Origin of the sequence: Gordonia sp. PvP123 (assembly GCF_040547295.1) — a bacterium.
Classification (GTDB): domain Bacteria; phylum Actinomycetota; class Actinomycetes; order Mycobacteriales; family Mycobacteriaceae; genus Gordonia; species Gordonia terrae.
Genome location: NZ_JBEPPN010000006.1, coordinates 393,997 through 410,161, shown reverse-complemented (window position 1 = coordinate 410,161; position 16,165 = coordinate 393,997). Strand labels below are relative to the sequence as shown.

At 67.7% G+C, this 16,165-nt stretch carries 15 protein-coding genes; 8 read left to right on the top strand and 7 right to left on the bottom strand.

The features are described from left to right. Positions 1-41: 41 nt before the first annotated feature. The 4 genes from ABIC25_RS14405 to ABIC25_RS14390 all read right to left on the bottom strand — a co-directional run bounded on the left by ABIC25_RS14405 (position 42) and on the right by ABIC25_RS14390 (position 4,766). Positions 42-1,337, bottom strand: a complete 1,296-nt coding sequence (locus ABIC25_RS14405; protein ID WP_354561986.1) for a competence/damage-inducible protein A — start codon at positions 1,335-1,337, stop codon at positions 42-44. Positions 1,338-1,425: 88 nt separating this feature from the next. Beyond that, positions 1,426-2,958 carry a catalase gene (locus tag ABIC25_RS14400; RefSeq protein WP_064569685.1) on the bottom strand — a complete coding sequence of 511 codons (1,533 nt, stop codon included), beginning with the start codon at positions 2,956-2,958 and terminating at the stop codon, positions 1,426-1,428. Positions 2,959-3,031: 73 nt separating this feature from the next. After that, on the bottom strand, positions 3,032-4,210 hold the full coding sequence (locus ABIC25_RS14395) for a CaiB/BaiF CoA transferase family protein (RefSeq protein WP_354561984.1): 1,179 nt from the start codon (positions 4,208-4,210) through the stop codon (positions 3,032-3,034). Between the two features lie 31 nt (positions 4,211-4,241). Beyond that, complete coding sequence (locus ABIC25_RS14390; protein WP_004020446.1) at positions 4,242-4,766, bottom strand: MarR family winged helix-turn-helix transcriptional regulator; 525 nt, start codon at positions 4,764-4,766, stop codon at positions 4,242-4,244. A 55-nt stretch (positions 4,767-4,821) separates the two neighbouring features. On the opposite strand from ABIC25_RS14390, the gene ABIC25_RS14385 reads away from it, so the two are divergent. Then, entirely contained in the window at positions 4,822-5,250 is a 429-nt protein-coding gene (locus ABIC25_RS14385) for a DUF5313 domain-containing protein (protein WP_033204146.1), read from the top strand. A gap of 22 nt (positions 5,251-5,272) precedes the next feature. Here the strand turns inward: ABIC25_RS14385 and ABIC25_RS14380 are convergent, their stop codons facing one another. Continuing rightward, on the bottom strand, positions 5,273-6,109 hold the full coding sequence (locus tag ABIC25_RS14380) for an SDR family oxidoreductase (protein ID WP_004020442.1): 837 nt from the start codon (positions 6,107-6,109) through the stop codon (positions 5,273-5,275). Positions 6,110-6,555: 446 nt separating this feature from the next. Here ABIC25_RS14380 and ABIC25_RS14375 point away from each other — a divergent pair, with 446 nt between their 5' ends. Further along, entirely contained in the window at positions 6,556-8,157 is a 1,602-nt protein-coding gene (locus ABIC25_RS14375) for a GMC oxidoreductase (RefSeq protein ID WP_354561983.1), read from the top strand. 3 nt (positions 8,158-8,160) lie between these two features. Here the strand turns inward: ABIC25_RS14375 and ABIC25_RS14370 are convergent, their stop codons facing one another. After that, positions 8,161-8,799 (bottom strand): TetR/AcrR family transcriptional regulator, encoded by a 639-nt coding sequence (locus ABIC25_RS14370; protein ID WP_354561981.1) that lies wholly within the window; start codon positions 8,797-8,799, stop codon positions 8,161-8,163. A 249-nt stretch (positions 8,800-9,048) separates the two neighbouring features. Here ABIC25_RS14370 and ABIC25_RS14365 point away from each other — a divergent pair, with 249 nt between their 5' ends. Continuing rightward, complete coding sequence (locus tag ABIC25_RS14365) at positions 9,049-11,046, top strand: OPT family oligopeptide transporter (RefSeq protein WP_354561980.1); 1,998 nt, start codon at positions 9,049-9,051, stop codon at positions 11,044-11,046. 5 nt (positions 11,047-11,051) lie between these two features. Beyond that, entirely contained in the window at positions 11,052-11,663 is a 612-nt protein-coding gene (locus ABIC25_RS14360; RefSeq protein WP_004020438.1) for a maleylpyruvate isomerase family mycothiol-dependent enzyme, read from the top strand. 18 nt (positions 11,664-11,681) lie between these two features. On the opposite strand, the gene ABIC25_RS14355 is transcribed toward ABIC25_RS14360, so the two are convergent. Further along, the gene (locus ABIC25_RS14355) at positions 11,682-12,251 is read right to left on the bottom strand and encodes a type 1 glutamine amidotransferase domain-containing protein (protein ID WP_004020437.1); all 570 of its coding nucleotides are present in this window, start codon (positions 12,249-12,251) and stop codon (positions 11,682-11,684) included. A gap of 150 nt (positions 12,252-12,401) precedes the next feature. Here ABIC25_RS14355 and ABIC25_RS14350 point away from each other — a divergent pair, with 150 nt between their 5' ends. The 4 genes from ABIC25_RS14350 to ABIC25_RS14335 all read left to right on the top strand — a co-directional run bounded on the left by ABIC25_RS14350 (position 12,402) and on the right by ABIC25_RS14335 (position 16,164). Then, positions 12,402-13,505 (top strand): polyhydroxyalkanoate synthase family protein, encoded by a 1,104-nt coding sequence (locus ABIC25_RS14350; protein WP_082931969.1) that lies wholly within the window; start codon positions 12,402-12,404, stop codon positions 13,503-13,505. Positions 13,506-13,566: 61 nt separating this feature from the next. Then, on the top strand, positions 13,567-13,965 hold the full coding sequence (locus ABIC25_RS14345; RefSeq protein WP_354561978.1) for a hypothetical protein: 399 nt from the start codon (positions 13,567-13,569) through the stop codon (positions 13,963-13,965). Further along, the gene (locus tag ABIC25_RS14340) at positions 13,946-15,499 is read left to right on the top strand and encodes a sensor histidine kinase (protein WP_354561977.1); all 1,554 of its coding nucleotides are present in this window, start codon (positions 13,946-13,948) and stop codon (positions 15,497-15,499) included. The genes ABIC25_RS14345 and ABIC25_RS14340 overlap by 20 nt, the downstream gene beginning before the upstream one ends. Then, positions 15,496-16,164: a response regulator transcription factor gene (locus ABIC25_RS14335; RefSeq protein WP_004020432.1), complete on the top strand. Its 669-nt coding sequence runs from the start codon at positions 15,496-15,498 to the stop codon at positions 16,162-16,164. The genes ABIC25_RS14340 and ABIC25_RS14335 overlap by 4 nt, the downstream gene beginning before the upstream one ends. The last annotated feature ends 1 nt before the right edge of the window (position 16,165 follow it).

Here is a 16,165-nt window from a genome sequence, read left to right as displayed (position 1 = left end):
CTATCGCTCCTCGCACCTCAGGGAGCGGAGGGGTGTCGTCGCTATCGCTCCTCTAAAGCAGTGGGGGTGGCGGCGAGTGAACGCACTACGAGATGCAGTGCGGCGGTGGTGGTCAGGGACCGGACACGCTCACGGTCGCCGGGAAACCTGCGGGTGACGGTGACCGTGGGCCTGTCGCGGAGGGCCACGCCGAAGCACACGGTCCCGACCGGCTTCGTCTCGGTCCCCCCGCCGGGACCGGCCACGCCGGTGGTCGACACCGCGACGTCGGTGCCGAACCGGGTGAGCGCGCCCTCGGCCATCGCGGCGGCGACCTCGACGCTGACGGCTCCGTGCGTGGCGATGAGCTCGGCCGGGAGATCGAGCAGATCCGACTTGGCGTCGTTGGAGTACGAGACGACACCGCCCATCACGTAGGCCGACGAGCCGGGCCGGTCGGTCAACCGGGCCGCGACGAGTCCGCCGGTGCACGACTCGGCGGTCGAGATCAACCTTCCGCCCAGCGCGGTGACCAACTGATCGTCGATCGTGGAACCGTCGGTCGAGAAGATCTGTCGCCCATGATGTTCGACGAGGAGTTCGAGTAGGGCGTCATAGACCGGCGCGTCCGCGGCGGCGAACCGGGTGACCATGTCGAGCTCGCCGCGCCGCAGGCAAGTGGTGATCTCGAGTCGATCGAAGTCGGGGACAGCGGTCTCGGCAGACCGGAGCGTCTCGGCGAGTTCGGCTTCGAGGAGGCCGTAGGCGCGGATGGTGGCCTGCCGGAGGTCGTCGGCCCGGGACAGGACGTCGGCCACGGCTGCGGTGGAGATCGCGGTCGGCCACATCGCCTGGAGTTCGCCGGGTGGGCCGGGCAGGACGACGATCGTCGGCACACCGGCGGCAGCGGGGATCACGACACCCGGCGCGGTGCCGGTCGGTGGCACCGGGGCCGCACCGACCGGCACGAGCGCCTGCTTGCGGATCCCTGTCCGCGTCGGGCCGGAGTCGACATCGAACCCGACCCCACGCCAGCGCTGGATGATCGCGGCGATGTGCTCCTCGAGTGCGGGATCGAGGAGCAACTCGCGGCCGCAGAACTCCGCGACGGTTGCGACCGTCAGGTCGTCGGCGGTGGGACCGAGCCCGCCGCTGGTGACGATGAGATCCACCTGCTGCTCGGCGAGGAAGCGAAGCTGGGCGGTGAGGTCGCCGGGTCGGTCGCCGCAGATCGTGATGTGGGCGACGTCCACCCCGAGTTCGAGGAGTTCCTCGGACAGCCAGGGACCGTTCTGGTCGGTGATCCGACCGGTCAGGACCTCGGTTCCGGTGACCACGATGCCTGCGCGCACACTCACGGCATCGAGCCTAGTGGTGTGTCCGCCACCGACGCAGAACGCGCCCTCGGGGAGAGGACGCGTTCCACGGTGTCGGCTGACGTGAGGATCAGGCCTTCTCGGCCTTGGCCTTCTCCTGCATGGACGAGCGGGCGGGGTTGGCCTGATCGTCCTTCTTGGGGTCGGACTCGTCCTGCTTCTCGGTCACCCCGGACTTGATCCGCGCGCCGATGTCAGGGTCGACGCGGTGCCAGTACTCGAATGCCCGCTGGAGGATAGGTTCGGAGACGCCGTTCAGGAGGTGGCCGACGACGTTGTCCACGAAGCGTTCACGCTGCTCGTCGTCGAAGACCTCGCGAACCAGGGTGCCTGCCTGACCCCAGTCGTCGTCCTCGGGATGGTCGACGTAGGCGCTGCGCAGGATCTCCCCGTTCGCGGCCCATTGCGGCTCACCCTGTCCGGGATAGAGCGCGGACGGCCCGCCCTTCGAATTCGGGGCGTACACCGGGTCCGGGACGTTGTGGATCCGCATGGCGCCGTCCTTGGAGTACGAGTGCACCTCGTTGGTCGGCGCGTTCACCGGGATCTGCTTGTAGTTGCCGCCGATCCGGTGGCGGTGGGCGTCGGCATACGAGAACACGCGCGCGAGCAGCATCCGGTCGGGGCTGAAACCGATACCGGGCACGACGTTGTTGGGCTCGAATGCCGCCTGTTCGATCTGCGTGTGGTGGTCCACCGGATTGGTGTGCAGGGTCATCTTGCCGACCTCGATGAGCGGGTAGTCGCCGTGCGGCCACACCTTGGTCAGGTCGAACGGGTTGAACCGGTAGCTCACCGCGTCGTCGAACGGCATGAGCTGCACCTTGAGTGTCCAGCTCGGATGATTGCCCGCGGCGATGTTCTCGAACAGGTCCCGGGTGTGGAAATCCGTGTCGGCGGCGGCCATCTGGTCGGCCTCGTGCTGGGTGAGGTGCTCGACGCCCTGATCGGACTTGAAATGGTACTTCACCCAGTGCTTCACGCCTTCGGCGTTGACCCACAGATAGGTGTGGGAGGTGTAGCCGTTCATGTGGCGCCAGGTCTTGGGAATGCCCCGGTCGCCCATCAGCCAGGTGACCTGATGCGCGGACTCCGGCGAGAGCGTCCAGAAGTCCCACTGCATGTCATGGTCGCGAAGGTTGTTGTCCTGGCGACGTTTCTGCGAGCGGATGAAGTGCTGGAACTTCATCGGATCCTTGACGAAGAAGACCGGCGTGTTGTTGCCGACCATGTCGTAGATGCCTTCGGAGGTATAGAACTTCAGCGCGAAACCGCGCGGGTCACGCCAGGTGTCCGGGCTGCCGCGCTCGCCCGCGACCGTCGAGAATCGCGCCACCATCTCGGTTTTCACGCCTGGCTGGAACAGGGCCGCACATGTGTACGCCGAAATGTCTTGCGTGGTCTCGAATGTGCCGAACGCGCCGCTGCCCTTGGCATGTGGCTGACGCTCGGGGATCCGCTCGCGATTGAACTGCGCCATCTGCTCGATCAGATAGTGATCGTGCAGGACGATGGGGCCGCCGGCGCCGACCGTCAGGGAGTGCTCGTCACTCCCCGCCGGTGCTCCCGAATCCCGGGTGGTGAACAGAGAATCGTCGGACATATCGCCTCCGAGAGGTCGTCGTATCCGTGCATGAACAACGGGACCCGAGGGCTGCAGGTCCGTTCCGCCGATCCTACGCCGACGGGGTCGGTGGCACGTCGATGCCGAATTCCCGCAGCACCGACTCGGTGTGCTGGCCGAGTGCCGGGACGGGACCCATCGCCAGTTCCACGTCGTCGAAGGTCAGGGGCGGCAGGAGCGCGCGGACCGGGCCGACCTCGGTGTCCACCTCGCGCCAGCGGTCGCGCTCGCCGAGCTGGGGATGGTCGACGACACCCGCGAGGTCGCGGATCTCGGCGGCGGGTATGCCCGCGTCGGCGAGACGCCGGTCGAGTTCGTCGGTGGTGAAGCGTTTGGTCTCCGCGCTGATCACGGCGTCGACCTCGGCTCGGCGCGAGACGCGATCGATGTTGGTGCGGTAGCGGGCGTCGTCGGCGAGATCCGGGCGGTCGAGTGCGACGCGGGTCAGGGCGTCCCACCCGCGGTCGTTCTGGACGCCGATGAGGATGTCGCCGTCCTGGGTCGGGTACTTGTCGTAGGGCACGATCGCCGCGTGCCCGAGCCCGGCACGGGCTATCTGCCGCTCGCCGTAGAGCCGCATGTACATCGGATGGCCCATCCATTCGACCGTCGCGTCGAACATCGCCACCGAGACCCGTGCGCCGACTCCGGTGGTGGCGCGTCGTAGCAGCGCCGACAACACGGAGGTGAGTGCGTACATGCCGGCCGCGATGTCCGAGGAGGGGATGCCGGTCTTGGACATCTCCTCGGGTGTCCCGGTCACCGAGATGAGGCCGGCCTCGGCCTGGACCAGCATGTCGTAGGCCTTGCGGTCGCGATAGGGTCCGGCGTCGCCGTACCCGGACATGTCGACGACGACGAGTCCGGGATGGTCCGCGCGTAGCGCGTCGGCGCCGAGACCGAGCCGGGCGGCCGCGCCCGGCGCGAGATTCTGGACGAAGACGTCCGCGCCGGCGATGAGCGTGCGGATCGCGTCGCGCCCGGACTCGGTCTTGAGGTCGAGGGTGACCGATTCCTTGCCGCGGTTGAGCCACACGAAGTGGGAGGCGACCGCGCCGCGCACCGCCGCGTCGTACTTTCTCGCGAAGTCTCCGTCGCCGACCCGTTCCACCTTGATGACCCGGGCGCCCAGGTCGGCGAGATGTCGAGTTGCCAGCGGTGCGGCGACAGCCTGCTCGAGCGCCACCACGGTGATGCCCGCGAGGGGCAGCAGTCCTTCGTCCGGAGTCACCGGCCAAGGATCGCCGACGGTGCGACGCCCGTCAACGAGGACCCTCGCGGGCCTCGGGATCGTTGGTGGCCTCGGTGAGACGGTGCAGCAGGTGGGTCAGCGACCGGATGTCGTCGGGATCCCACTGTGCCAGCCGTGCACGCCATTCGGTGATCGCCGAGGCGAGTACCGCGTCGACGCGTTCGCGACCGTGCTGGGTGAGGGTGACAACGCGGGCGCGGGCGTCGCGCGGGTCCGGATGCCGCTCGGCGAGCCCGAGCCGGACGATCGCGTCGATCTGACGCGTCACCGTCGACTTCTCCATGCCGACGGCGGTGACCAGGTCCGACATCGGCATGGAGTTGTGCTTGGCGAGCACGGTGATGAGCGGGTAGCACGACGGGTCGAGACGTGGGTCGATGGCGCGGGCGCGCAGACGCGTGCGGACCCGGCCCCGCCGCCAGAAGTCGGTGAGTTCGGCTTCGAGCCCGCTGATCGGATCGGTGCTGATGGGATCGGTGCCGACGGGATCCGGCCCGGGGGAGTCGTCGGCCGACGCGGTCATCTCCGAACCCATGCGGGTCAGATTACCCAGCCGATGTGGGGGAGGCGACGTCGGACGACCACCCGACGTGGTGCACGATCGAGAGGTGGCCACCTCACAGCGCACCAAGCCGAATCCCTGGGAGTACGTGAAGTACGCCTACTGGGCGCGTCTGCCGAAGTCGATGCTCGACTGGGTGGCCGACGATCTGGCGGGCCCCGGAGCGTCCGTCCGGATGGTGGTCCGCTGGGCGGTGCCCTGCATCATCGTGCTGATCCCGATGCTCTTCGTCCCCGCCGACTGGGGTGTCCGGATCACGATGACCATGCCGATCCTGCTGGCCTACCTGTTCTTCTCGATCGCGCTGAACCGGGTGTACCGGCGCCACCGCCTGGTCCAGCACGGCCTCGATCCCGAGCTGGTCAACAAGCTCGAGCGGGAGAAGAACTCCGACCTCTACGACGAGTACCACCGCAAGTACCGGGGCGAGCGCCGCCGCCCCGGCGCGGGACGTTAGTCGGGCCGCCGGGGCGCATGGCTCAGTACAGGTAGTCCTCGCCGCTGGCCCGCACCGTCACATCGGACAGGCTGATCCCCCACGGCTGGTCGATGACGTGGACCACCGCCCGGGCGAGGTCCTCCGGGGTGATGAGCCAGTACTTCACCGAGTCGACATCGGTGAGTTCGGCGGGCAGGGTGCCCTGCACCAACTCGGTGACGTGCTCGCGATACGACGCGGCGCGCTGTCCGACGATCCCGCGGATCGCGCGGTCGTTGACGATCCAGCTCGCCAGGTTGGTGCCCGCGACACCGGTGGGTTTGACCGTCGTGACCTTGATCTTGCCCTTGGCCTCGATGCGCAACGAGTCCGACAGCATCGTCACCGCAGCCTTGGTGGCGCTGTAGACACCCGAGCCCTCGAATCCGCCGTTGCCGTAGATCGACGCGATGTTCACCACCTGACCCCGGCCCTGCGCGATCATCTGGTCGTAGACCGCGGAGATGCCGTTCACGACACCCTTGATGTTGATGTCGATGGCCTTGTGCCATTTCTCCCAGGCACGTTCGTGGTCGGCGAAGAACGCCAGCGGCATGACCCCGGCATTGTTCACGATCACGTCGATCGCACCGAAGCGTTCCACCGCCGACGCCGCGGCGCTCCTCATCTGGTCCATGTCGGTGACATCGGCGACGTGTGCGACGGCCGACCCGCCTGCGTCGGCGATGCCCTCGACGACCCCGGCGAGTCCGTCGGCGTCGATGTCGACACCGACGACATGGGCGCCCTGCGCCGCACACATCTGCGCGATGACCTTGCCGAAACCTCCTCCGGCACCGGTGATGATGATGGTCTTGCCCTGCAGATGATCAGACATTGAGCTCCCCGGCCGCGACGAAATGGTCGCGTCATCGTAGCAACGCGCCGCTGCATCGCCGTCCGGTGAACTCCGCCCCTCTTTCTCGCCGGTGGCGCGATGTCGCACCACCACAATGATCCCAGTCCACGTGAGAACGGCTCCGCCGCAACCACGCCCGCGCACCGGCCATCGACCGGCTGCGGCTCCATTCCACGCCCGCCGACGATTCAGTCACATGACTGAGCGGGTTGTCAAGGGTTACGCCGGCCATGGTGCCGATCACTCCTGGTTGTCGGAGTGGTGCTTGACACGCGGCCGGTCCATGGCAAATCCTGTGTGCCGACGGCCACGCCCGGCACGTCCCCCCGCGGTGTCTGCGACCGCGACCGGTTCCTCCCCGTCTCTCGAGATCACCGAATTACGAAGCGTCGAGCGTCTTCTCGCGCACTGATGGCAGGAGAGCGATGACCGGGGCACTTCCGACGAGACGGACTTTTCTTCGTGCCGCAGCGGTGACCGCCGCGGGAACGGCGGCCGCGGTGGCCAACGGTGGCGGCCGGGCGTCGGCCGACCCGTCGCGACGAATCAGGCGGACGCGCGAAGAACATCGCGTGGTGATCGTCGGCTCGGGATTCGGCGGCGGCGTCGCGGCGCTCCGCCTCGCCCAGGCGGGAGTGCCGGTCCTGTTGCTCGAGCGAGGCCGGCGATGGCCGACGGGACCGAACTCGGAGACCTTTCCGCGTGCGTCGAGTCCGGACAAGCGAATGCTGTGGCATGAGTCGACCCCGAACCTCTTCGGCAAGCCGCTGAGCGTCGAACCCTATGTGGGACTGTTCGAATCGGTTTCCGGTGCCAACATGACCGCACTGTGTCCGGCCGGCCTCGGCGGTGGTTCCCTCGTCTACCAGGGCATGACATTGCAACCGAGCGAGGCGGTGTTCAACGAGCATTTCCCCGACGCGCTCGACTGGCAACTGATGAACCGGGTGCACTATCCGAGGGTCGCGCGGATGCTGAAGGTCGCGGTCGCCCCCGATTCGGTGGTGCGGTCCCCGCAGTACCTGGCGCCGCGACAATTCGCGAAACGGGTCCGGGCCGAAGGGCTGCCGCTGGAGAAGATCCCGATGCCGATCGACTGGGGTTACGCCGCAGCCGAATTGCGCGGCGAGATGAAACCCGCTTACACCAACGGCGACGGCGCCATCGGTGTGAACAACGGCGGCAAGCACAGCGTCGACGTCACCTACCTCCGTGAGGCCGAGGCAACCGGGCGCGTTCAGGTCCGCACCCTGCACACGGTGCGCCAGGTCGCACGCCGCCCCGACGGCCGGTGGTCCCTCGACGTCGAACGCACCGACGAGTCCGGAAAAGTGTTGGAGCACAAGGAGCTGATCGCGCGCACTCTCATCCTGTCGGCGGGCAGCGTGAACACCACCAAGTTGCTCGTCAAGGCGCGTGCGACGGGTACTGTGCCCGACCTGCCGGACGGTCTGGGGCACGGATGGGGCACCAACGCCGACCGGATCTACACCTGGACCAGTCCGAGCATCGACTTCGGGAAGGTGCAGGGCGGCCCGGTCGTCTTCGGCAGTCCCAACTGGAGTGACCCGAAAAGTGCGTTCACCATCATCCAGGCGTCCCTCCCGCCGCTGCCGGTGTACGCCGGCACCACGATGATGGTCGGCTTCGGCGTGAGCTCGGGCCGTGGTGTCATCGCCTACGACTCGGCGATCGGGGACGCGCTCATCCGATGGCCGCACGAGGGCGATTCGGAGATCCAGACCAAGCACATCGATCGGACGGTTCGGCGGATCGCCGGGCCCGACGCGATCCTCACCGACACCAACGCGGTGTTCCCGTCGACCTGGCATGCCCTCGGTGGGGCCAACATGGGCACGGTCTGCGACCTCGAGGGGCGGGTCGAGGGCCAGCGCGGACTCTACGTGATCGACGGCGCGCTCATGCCGGGCAACACCGCGGCATGCAATCCGTCGATGACCATCGCCGCGGTGGCCGAGCGGGCACTGGACCGGATCGTCGCCGAGGACGTCGGCGCGGTGATCTGACCGTCACGGGGTGACCGGGGCGAGCCACATCCCGGTCAGAGCGTCGACGACGAGATCGCGCTGGTGCTGCCAGGTCCGAGATGCAGCGCCCGCCTCGGCCTCGCCCGTGCGCTCGATGTCGGCCAGCGCGTTGACGATCATGTGGCGCGTCAGGTTGTTACGCACCTCGAGCACGTCGTCGGAGAGGGTCGGCAAGGTGGCGTAGAACCGGTCGAGGATCGTCATGAGGACTTCCGATCGTGCGGTCTCCTCATAGAGCAGGACGGTCGCGGACGGGTCACTGGACACCTGGGCGAAGAACCGGGCGAAGTAGCTGGGCGGGCCGAGTTCCGCCAGATACTCGACCTCCGGCCCGACGAGACAGCGGAGCCAGTCGCGAACCCCCGGTTCGGGTCCGACCTCGGCCAGGCATCTGCGACGCAACCGTTCGATAGGGATGTTGTGCGAGGTCAATGTCGCGCGAAGCAGATCGTCCTTGGAACCGAAGTGATGTCCGACGGCGTAGTTGTTGCCTTGACCCGCCGCCTTGCTGATCTGGCGGCTGGAGACGGCGGCCACGCCGTTGAGGGCGATCAGCTTCTCGGCAGCGCCGATCAGGAGCGCGCGAGTGCGGGCAGACTGCTCCGACTTCCCTTCGCTCATGACCTAGATGATGCCCTACGCGAGCCGTCTGAAACGGCGCGATACCGGCCGTCTCTACGACGATGAGAAACGGGCATAGCGGACGCACCCGTACCGCGGCGGCTCGGCCCGACGCGCGAACCGACCTCCGCCTACTCGGGAAGTCCCTGCGCGAGTGGACACCCCGACCTAAGGTGAATCGACGAAGGCCCGGATGATCCGCCGTCCGAACGACCATCGGTCGCAGGACCCGACTGTTGGGAGGACACGATGGCGACTGCGCCTCCGGCCACCGCGAACCTACGTGAGCTGACTTTCCGAGGCGCGGTCCTCGGCGGGATCATCACGCTGGTCTTCACCGCCGCCAACGTCTACCTCGGGCTCAAGGTGGGTCTCACCTTCGCCACCGCGATCCCGGCGGCCGTCATCTCGATGAGCATCCTGCGGTACTTCGCGAACCACTCGGTGGTGGAGAACAACATCGTCCAGACCATCGCGTCCGCGGCCGGGACGCTGTCGGCGATCATCTTCGTCATCCCCGGTCTGGTGATCATCGGGTGGTGGACCGGATTCCCCTACTGGATCACGGTGGCGGTCTGCGCGATCGGCGGCATCCTCGGCGTCATGTACTCCATTCCGCTGCGCCGCGCGCTGGTCACCGGATCCGATCTGCCCTACCCCGAAGGTGTTGCGGCGGCCGAGGTCCTGAAGGTCGGCGATTCCGCCGGCGGCGCCACCGAGAACAAGGCGGGCCTGCGCACGATCATCTTGGGCTCGGTCGCGTCCGCCGGATTCGCGTTGCTCACCAAACTGAAGGTGCTCAGCGACTCGATCTCGGCGACGATCAAGATCGGCACGGGCGGAACGCTCTTCAGTGCCGGACTGTCGATGTCGCTGATCGGCATCGGCCATCTCGTCGGGGTGACCGTCGGTGTCGCCATGCTCGTCGGGGTGGTGATCTCCTACGTCGTCCTGCTGCCCATCGAGACCCAGGGGCAGACGGCGGGGGAGGATCTCGGCGACGCCGTCAGCGCGATCTTCGCCAATGACGTGCGGCTCATCGGCGCCGGTGCGATAGCCATCGCGGCCATCTGGACCCTGATCAAGGTCATCGGGCCGATCGTGCGCGGAATCCGGGCGGCCATGGTCTCGTCGCGGTCACGCCGTGAGGGGGTGACCGTCGACATCACCGAGCGGGACATGCCGATCAACATCGTCGGCGGCAGCATCCTCGTGCTGCTCATCCCGATCGGGGTGCTGCTGTGGGACTTCGTCCACGACACGGTGCTGGAGGGCAGCGCCACCGGGATCATCGCGGTCAGCATCGTCTTCGTCTTCGTCATCGGACTGGCCGTCGCCTCGGTGTGTGGTTACATGGCGGGCCTCATCGGGTCGTCGAACAGTCCGATCTCCGGTGTCGGCATCCTGGTGGTACTGATCGCTGCACTGCTCGTCAAGCTGACCTTCGGGCCGGCGGACGCGTCGCAGACCGACGCGCTCATCGCCTACACGCTGTTCACCGCCGCGGTGGTCTTCGGCGTCGCGACGATCTCCAACGACAACCTGCAGGACCTGAAGACCGGTCAGCTGGTCGGGGCGACACCGTGGAAACAGCAGGTGGCCCTGATCATCGGCGTGCTGTTCGGCTCCGCCGTGATCCCGCCGATCCTGCAGCTGATGTACGACGCCTTCGGTTTCGTCGGAGCGCCGGGAGCGACGGAGGATGCCCTCGCGGCACCGCAGGCCGGCCTGTTGACGACTCTTGCGCAGGGCGTGCTGGGGGCGGACCTGAACTGGGGGCTCATCGGTATCGGGGCGCTGATCGGCGCGGCGGTGATCGTGATCGACGAACTCCTCGGTCGCGCAGGGCGATTCCGGTTGCCGCCGCTGGCCGTCGGCATGGGCATGTACCTGCCGATGTCAGTCGTCCTGGTGATCCCGATCGGTGCCTTCATCGGTCACTACTACAACCGGTGGGCCGAACGCAGCGGCGGCGCAGTCGAACACAAGAAACGGATGGGTGTTCTGCTGGCCACCGGTCTGATCGTCGGCGAGGCGCTCTTCGGTGTGGTCTTCGCCGGGATCGTCGCGGCCACCGGCGACGACTCGGCTCTGGCGATCGTCGGTGACGGGTTCGAGCGGTGGGCCCAGATCCTCGGCGCCATCGTCTTCGCCGCGACCATCGCACTCCTCTACGACCGTGTCCGCAAGATCGCCACCGCGAGCGGGACCGCGTCGTCGACCACCGCCGGGACACCGAAGGACTGACGGAGATGAGCGAGGGGGCACTGTCGCGCGCGGTCGACGACTTCACGGCCGGCGCCCGGCATCTGACGGAATTGGTTGCCCTGATCGATGACGACCGATGGGACGGTCCGGGGCTGGGGGAGTGGTCGCTGAGATCGCTCGTCGGACACGCGAGTCGGTCGCTGACCACCGTGGTCAGCTATCTGGCCGAGCCGGGCTCGGACATCGAGTTGGATTCGACAGCAGCGTATTTCGCGTCCATCCAGGGATACGGCGACCCCGCCTCGGTCCGGCAGCGCGGAGTCGACGCCGGCCTGGCACTGGGGGACGATCCACGGGCGGGGGTGCTCGAGCGCCGCGACCAGGCCATCAGAGCACTTGCGGGAGAACGTGACCGGCCGCTGACCACACCGTTCGGCGGCATCATGCTGTCCGACTATCTGCCGACCCGGACCTTCGAACTGGCGGTGCACGGCCTCGACATCTCCCGCGCGATCGACGCCGACCTACCGCTCCCGGCGCCGGTGCTCGCGTCAGCACTGTCCACCACGACGGCGATAGCAACACGGATCGGCCAGGGTGAGCGAGTGCTGCTCACCCTGACCGGTCGCGAATCCGAGCCGCCGACCCTCGTCTGAGGGCTGTACGCGCGAGGGTCAGGTCGCGGCGTTGCTGTGGGCGAATTCGGCCACGATCGCGGCGTTGAACGCTGCCAGGTCGTCGGGCTTGCGACTGGTGATCAGCACGTTGTCCCCGTCCCGGCACGTGACGACCTCTTCGTCGACCCAGGTGCCGCCGGCATTGATCACATCGGTCCGCACGCTCGGGAAGGACGTGAGTGTCCGCCCACGGACCACATCGGCCTCGATCAGCGTCCACGGCGCATGGCAGATGGCTGCCACCGGTTTACCTGCCTCGAAGAAGCTGCGCACGAACCGCACGGCGGGTTCCGAGGCACGGAGGAAGTCGGGGTTGGCGACACCACCGGGCAGGACGAGCGCGTCGAAGTCCATCACGCGCGCGTCTTCGAGAGTGAGGTCGACCGGAAAGGTGTCGGCCTTGTCGAGGTGGTCGAACGCCTGGACGGTCCCGGAGTCGGTGGACACCAGGACGGGCTTTCCGCCGCACGCCTCGACCGACTTCCATGGTTCGGTGAGTTCGACCTGCTCGGCGCCCTCCTGGGCGACCAGGAATGCGATGGTGGTGCCGTTGAGTTCTTCGGCCATGGCGTGTACCTCCTCTGTGCACCGCATACGGCAGCGGTGCCTCGTCAGGTCCGATACCCGTCGGTGTGGTGCACCAAACGGTCGGACCCGCCCGGACCCGGCCCGACCGGGGTGTGTTGAATGTCCCCGGGCAACGACTGGGAGGTAGTGGTGGGAGGCTTCGACGGCGTCGCGACGCTGGTTCATCTGGCGCGCGGCGGGGAGATCGGTGAGTGGCACGAGACCCCGCACTCGGTGATCGCCGAGGGGCCGCATCGCACGCTGCGGCGGTACGGCGCCGATGACGAGGTGGTCACTGCCGCCGGAACCGGACGGCGACCGGTGCTGCTGATCCCACCGCTCGCGGTGTCGACCGCGTGTTACGACCTCGCCGAGGGGCTGTCCGTCGTGCAGTTCCTGCTGGCGGCCGGCCGGGTTCCGTACGTGCTCGACTTCGGCGACATGACCCGCGCCGACCGCCACCTGGGGTTCGCCGACTTCTTCGACGACATCGTCCCCGAGGCCGTCGCGGCGACCGTCGCGGACTTCTACGGCACAGCGGACCGCCGCGAGTCCGGGGTGACGCCGGGGCCCGGGCGGGTCGACGTTCTGGCCTGGAGTATCGGCGGGACCATCAGCCTGCTGACCGCCGCGGCCAACCCGCACCTCCCCCTGGCCTCGGTGACGGCGGTCGGCACCCCGCTCGACTACGCCAAGGTGCCACCGTATCCGCTGGTGAAGACCCTGATGCGACCAGTCGGCACCACGCCGGTGAAGCTGGCGCTGCGCGCACTCGGCGGGATTCCCGCGCCACTCGTCCGCCTGGCCTACCGGGGCACCGCCTGGCAGCGCGAACTGAAGAAGCCCGGTTACATCCTGCGCAACGCCGACGACACCGACGCCCTCGTGCGGATGAAGGCCATCGACCGGTTCCAGGAGACGATGCCCGGTTACCCGGGCAAGGTGTCCGAACAGATGTGGGAGAACTTCATCATGCGCGGCGAACTCGCCGGCGGCGTGCTCGACTTCGACGGTCGCGTCGTCGATCTCGCCGACGTCGCGGTACCGGTCGCGCTGTTCGGCAGTCACCGGGACGCGATCGTCAGCTGGGCGGCTGCTCATCACGGGGTGGAACTCCTGGCCGGGGCGCCGCGCGTGGACTTCACCACCGTGGAGACCAGCCATCTGGGGCTGATCGCCGGGTCCGCGGCGGTCGAACAGACGTGGCCCCGGATCGAGGAGTTCCTGAGCGACCTGGACCCCCGCGACTCGTAGATGAAAAAACCTTCATCTTCGACTCATGGTCGGCTCACCGGAGTCCGACAGAGTCGTCGACATGAAGATCTCACGAGTACTCGCCACCCTCGCCCTCGGTGCGCTCGCGGTCGCCGTCGTGACCGCCAGCTTCTTCCTCATCCGTTCGCCCGAGCCCGACCTGGCCGCCGACTCGGTGTCGGTCGATGTCGCGTCGCAGACGCCTCAGGGCCCGACGCCACCGACCCAGACCCCGCCGGCCCCGGCGCCGGTTCCGCAGATCCCCGCCGGAGCACCGGTGCAGCGGGCCGTCCCGCCGAACCTGAACTCCGACGACGACGACTGGTGTGACCCCCGATCGGCTCAGCGCGACGACGACTGCGACGACGACTGGGACGATCACAACGACGACTGGGATGACCAGGACGACGATCAGGGCGACGACTGGGACGATGACATCGATGACGACCAGGACGACTGACGCCGAGACACCGAAGTCAGCCGAGAGTGCGGGTGTGCGGCAGCGCCCCGCGCTCTCGGCGCGTTGGCGTATCACGGCCTGGATCATGCTCACGACGTTCTTGCTGCTGGTGGTGGTGTTCGTGGTGACGCGCAATCTGTTGCTCCGCGACGTCGACAGCCGGGCGAACCACGACGTCGCACAGGAGGCCAGCGAGTTCCGGACGTTCGCGGCCGAGGGGGTCGACCCGACGACCACCGAACCCTTCACCTCGGTGTCGCGGCTGTTGGAGGTGTTTCTCTCTCGGCAGTCGGCCGGGCAGGGCGAGGTGATGGCCGGCGTCGTCGGGGACACCGAGATCCTGGAACTCCCCGGTAACGCCTGGCCGGCCGCGGGTGAGGGTCGCCGGGTGCTCGACGAGCTGCGGGCTCAGACCGGTCCGGCCGGCGTGTTGATGACCGATCACGGCGAGATCCGCTGGGGAAAGGTCGATTTGGAGCCCGTCGGCTCCGGGACAGCGGATCCGGGCGCGGAGTCGGCGCAACCGGGGACGTTCATCGTCGGCATCTACACCGACCCCGGTCGGGAACTGGTGGACCGTACGATGCGGGTCCTCGCGATCGTGGGCCTCGCCGGCATGATCGTCACCACCGGGGTGGCGTACCTGGTGGCCGGCCGGATTCTGGCGCCGGTGCGGAGTGTGCGGATGGTCGCCGCGGAGATCGGCGAGAACGACCTCACCGCGCGCGTGCCGGTCATCGGGCGTGATGACGTGGCCGCGCTGGCGCAGACCTTCAATGCGATGCTCGACCGGATCGAGGACGCCTATACGACGCAGCGTCAGTTCGTCGACGATGCCGGCCACGAGCTGCGGACTCCCATCACGGTCGTGCGTGGTCATCTCGAACTCCTGCCCGACGATCCGGAGGAACGCCGGAAGACGCTCGACCTCGTCGACAGCGAGCTGGGGCGGATGGGGCGCATCGTCGGGGATCTGCTCATGCTGGCGAAGTCCGAGCAACCCGACTTCGTGGTGGTCAGGCCGACCGACGCGGCGCAGCTGATGCTTGACATCGAGTCCAAGGTGCAACCGCTCGGTGATCGGCAATGGTTGCTCATGGAGGTCGCCGAGGGCCCGTGCACCGTCGATCACGAGCGGATCACCCAGGCGATGCTGCAGTACGCCTCGAATGCGGTCCGGCATACGCGCGAGGGCTCCGTCATCCAGTTGGGTTCTCGCTTCGCCGGCATCGGAGCGCAGCGCCATCTGTCCATCTGGATCACCGACGACGGCCCGGGTGTCGAGCAGGAGGACGCTGCGCGGATTTTCGAGCGCTTCCAGCGCGGACGGTCGGGGCCGGCACCCCAGCACTCGTCCGGTGCCGGACTGGGACTCGCGATCGTGCGGGCCATTGCCGACGCACACCACGGAATCGCCTGGGTACGTAGTGTTCCCGGGCACGGTGCGACGTTCGGCATCGATGTCCCCGTCCCCGACATGACCACCTACGTCGACACAGCGTCGTCGGCACCAGGAGAAGGAGAACGGCGATGAGCCGTGTCTTGATCGCGGAGGACGACGCGCGGATCGCGTCGTTCATCGGCAACGGCCTGCGTGCGGCGGGTTACAGCACCGAGCATGTGTCCGACGGACTGTCCGCGCTCGAGGCAGTGCGCAGCGGCGCTTTCGACATGGTCGTCCTCGACATCGGACTCCCGGCGATGGACGGCTTCGACGTGTTGTATTCCATGCGCGGCGAGGGGATCTCGACACCGGTCGTCGTCCTCACGGCCCGGGACAGCGTGAGCGACACGGTGAACGGGCTCGAGGGTGGGGCCAACGACTACATGACCAAACCCTTTCAGTTCGCCGAGTTGCTCGCCCGCATCCGGTTACGGCTCGTCGACGATTCGGCGGTCGCGTCGGAGAACCTGCTGTCCGCCGGGGACCTGCGTCTGGACCTGAAGTCGCGACGAGCGCGCGTGGGCACCGAGACCTTCGACCTCACCGCGCGTGAGTTCGCCCTGCTGGAAGTGTTTCTGCGACACCCGGATCAGGTGCTGTCACGCGAGCAGATCCTCGGTCACGTGTGGGGCTACGACTTCGATCCCGCGTCGAACGTGGTCGACGTCTACGTACGGGCGCTCCGCAACAAGATCGGTTCGCATCGGCTGGAGACCGTGCGCGGCATGGGTTATCGGCTTCGCGTCGTCGACTAGC

Coding starts and splice junctions, on each gene's coding strand:
- ABIC25_RS14400 (WP_064569685.1), bottom strand. CDS start 2,958: ATGTCCGACGATTCTCTGTTCACCACCCGGGATTCGGGAGCACCGGCG.
- ABIC25_RS14370 (WP_354561981.1), bottom strand. CDS start 8,799: ATGAGCGAAGGGAAGTCGGAGCAGTCTGCCCGCACTCGCGCGCTCCTG.
- ABIC25_RS14335 (WP_004020432.1), top strand. CDS start 15,496: ATGAGCCGTGTCTTGATCGCGGAGGACGACGCGCGGATCGCGTCGTTC.
- ABIC25_RS14375 (WP_354561983.1), top strand. CDS start 6,556: ATGACCGGGGCACTTCCGACGAGACGGACTTTTCTTCGTGCCGCAGCG.
- ABIC25_RS14365 (WP_354561980.1), top strand. CDS start 9,049: ATGGCGACTGCGCCTCCGGCCACCGCGAACCTACGTGAGCTGACTTTC.
- ABIC25_RS14360 (WP_004020438.1), top strand. CDS start 11,052: ATGAGCGAGGGGGCACTGTCGCGCGCGGTCGACGACTTCACGGCCGGC.
- ABIC25_RS14355 (WP_004020437.1), bottom strand. CDS start 12,251: ATGGCCGAAGAACTCAACGGCACCACCATCGCATTCCTGGTCGCCCAG.
- ABIC25_RS14390 (WP_004020446.1), bottom strand. CDS start 4,766: ATGGGTTCGGAGATGACCGCGTCGGCCGACGACTCCCCCGGGCCGGAT.
- ABIC25_RS14345 (WP_354561978.1), top strand. CDS start 13,567: ATGAAGATCTCACGAGTACTCGCCACCCTCGCCCTCGGTGCGCTCGCG.
- ABIC25_RS14340 (WP_354561977.1), top strand. CDS start 13,946: ATGACGACCAGGACGACTGACGCCGAGACACCGAAGTCAGCCGAGAGT.
- ABIC25_RS14380 (WP_004020442.1), bottom strand. CDS start 6,109: ATGTCTGATCATCTGCAGGGCAAGACCATCATCATCACCGGTGCCGGA.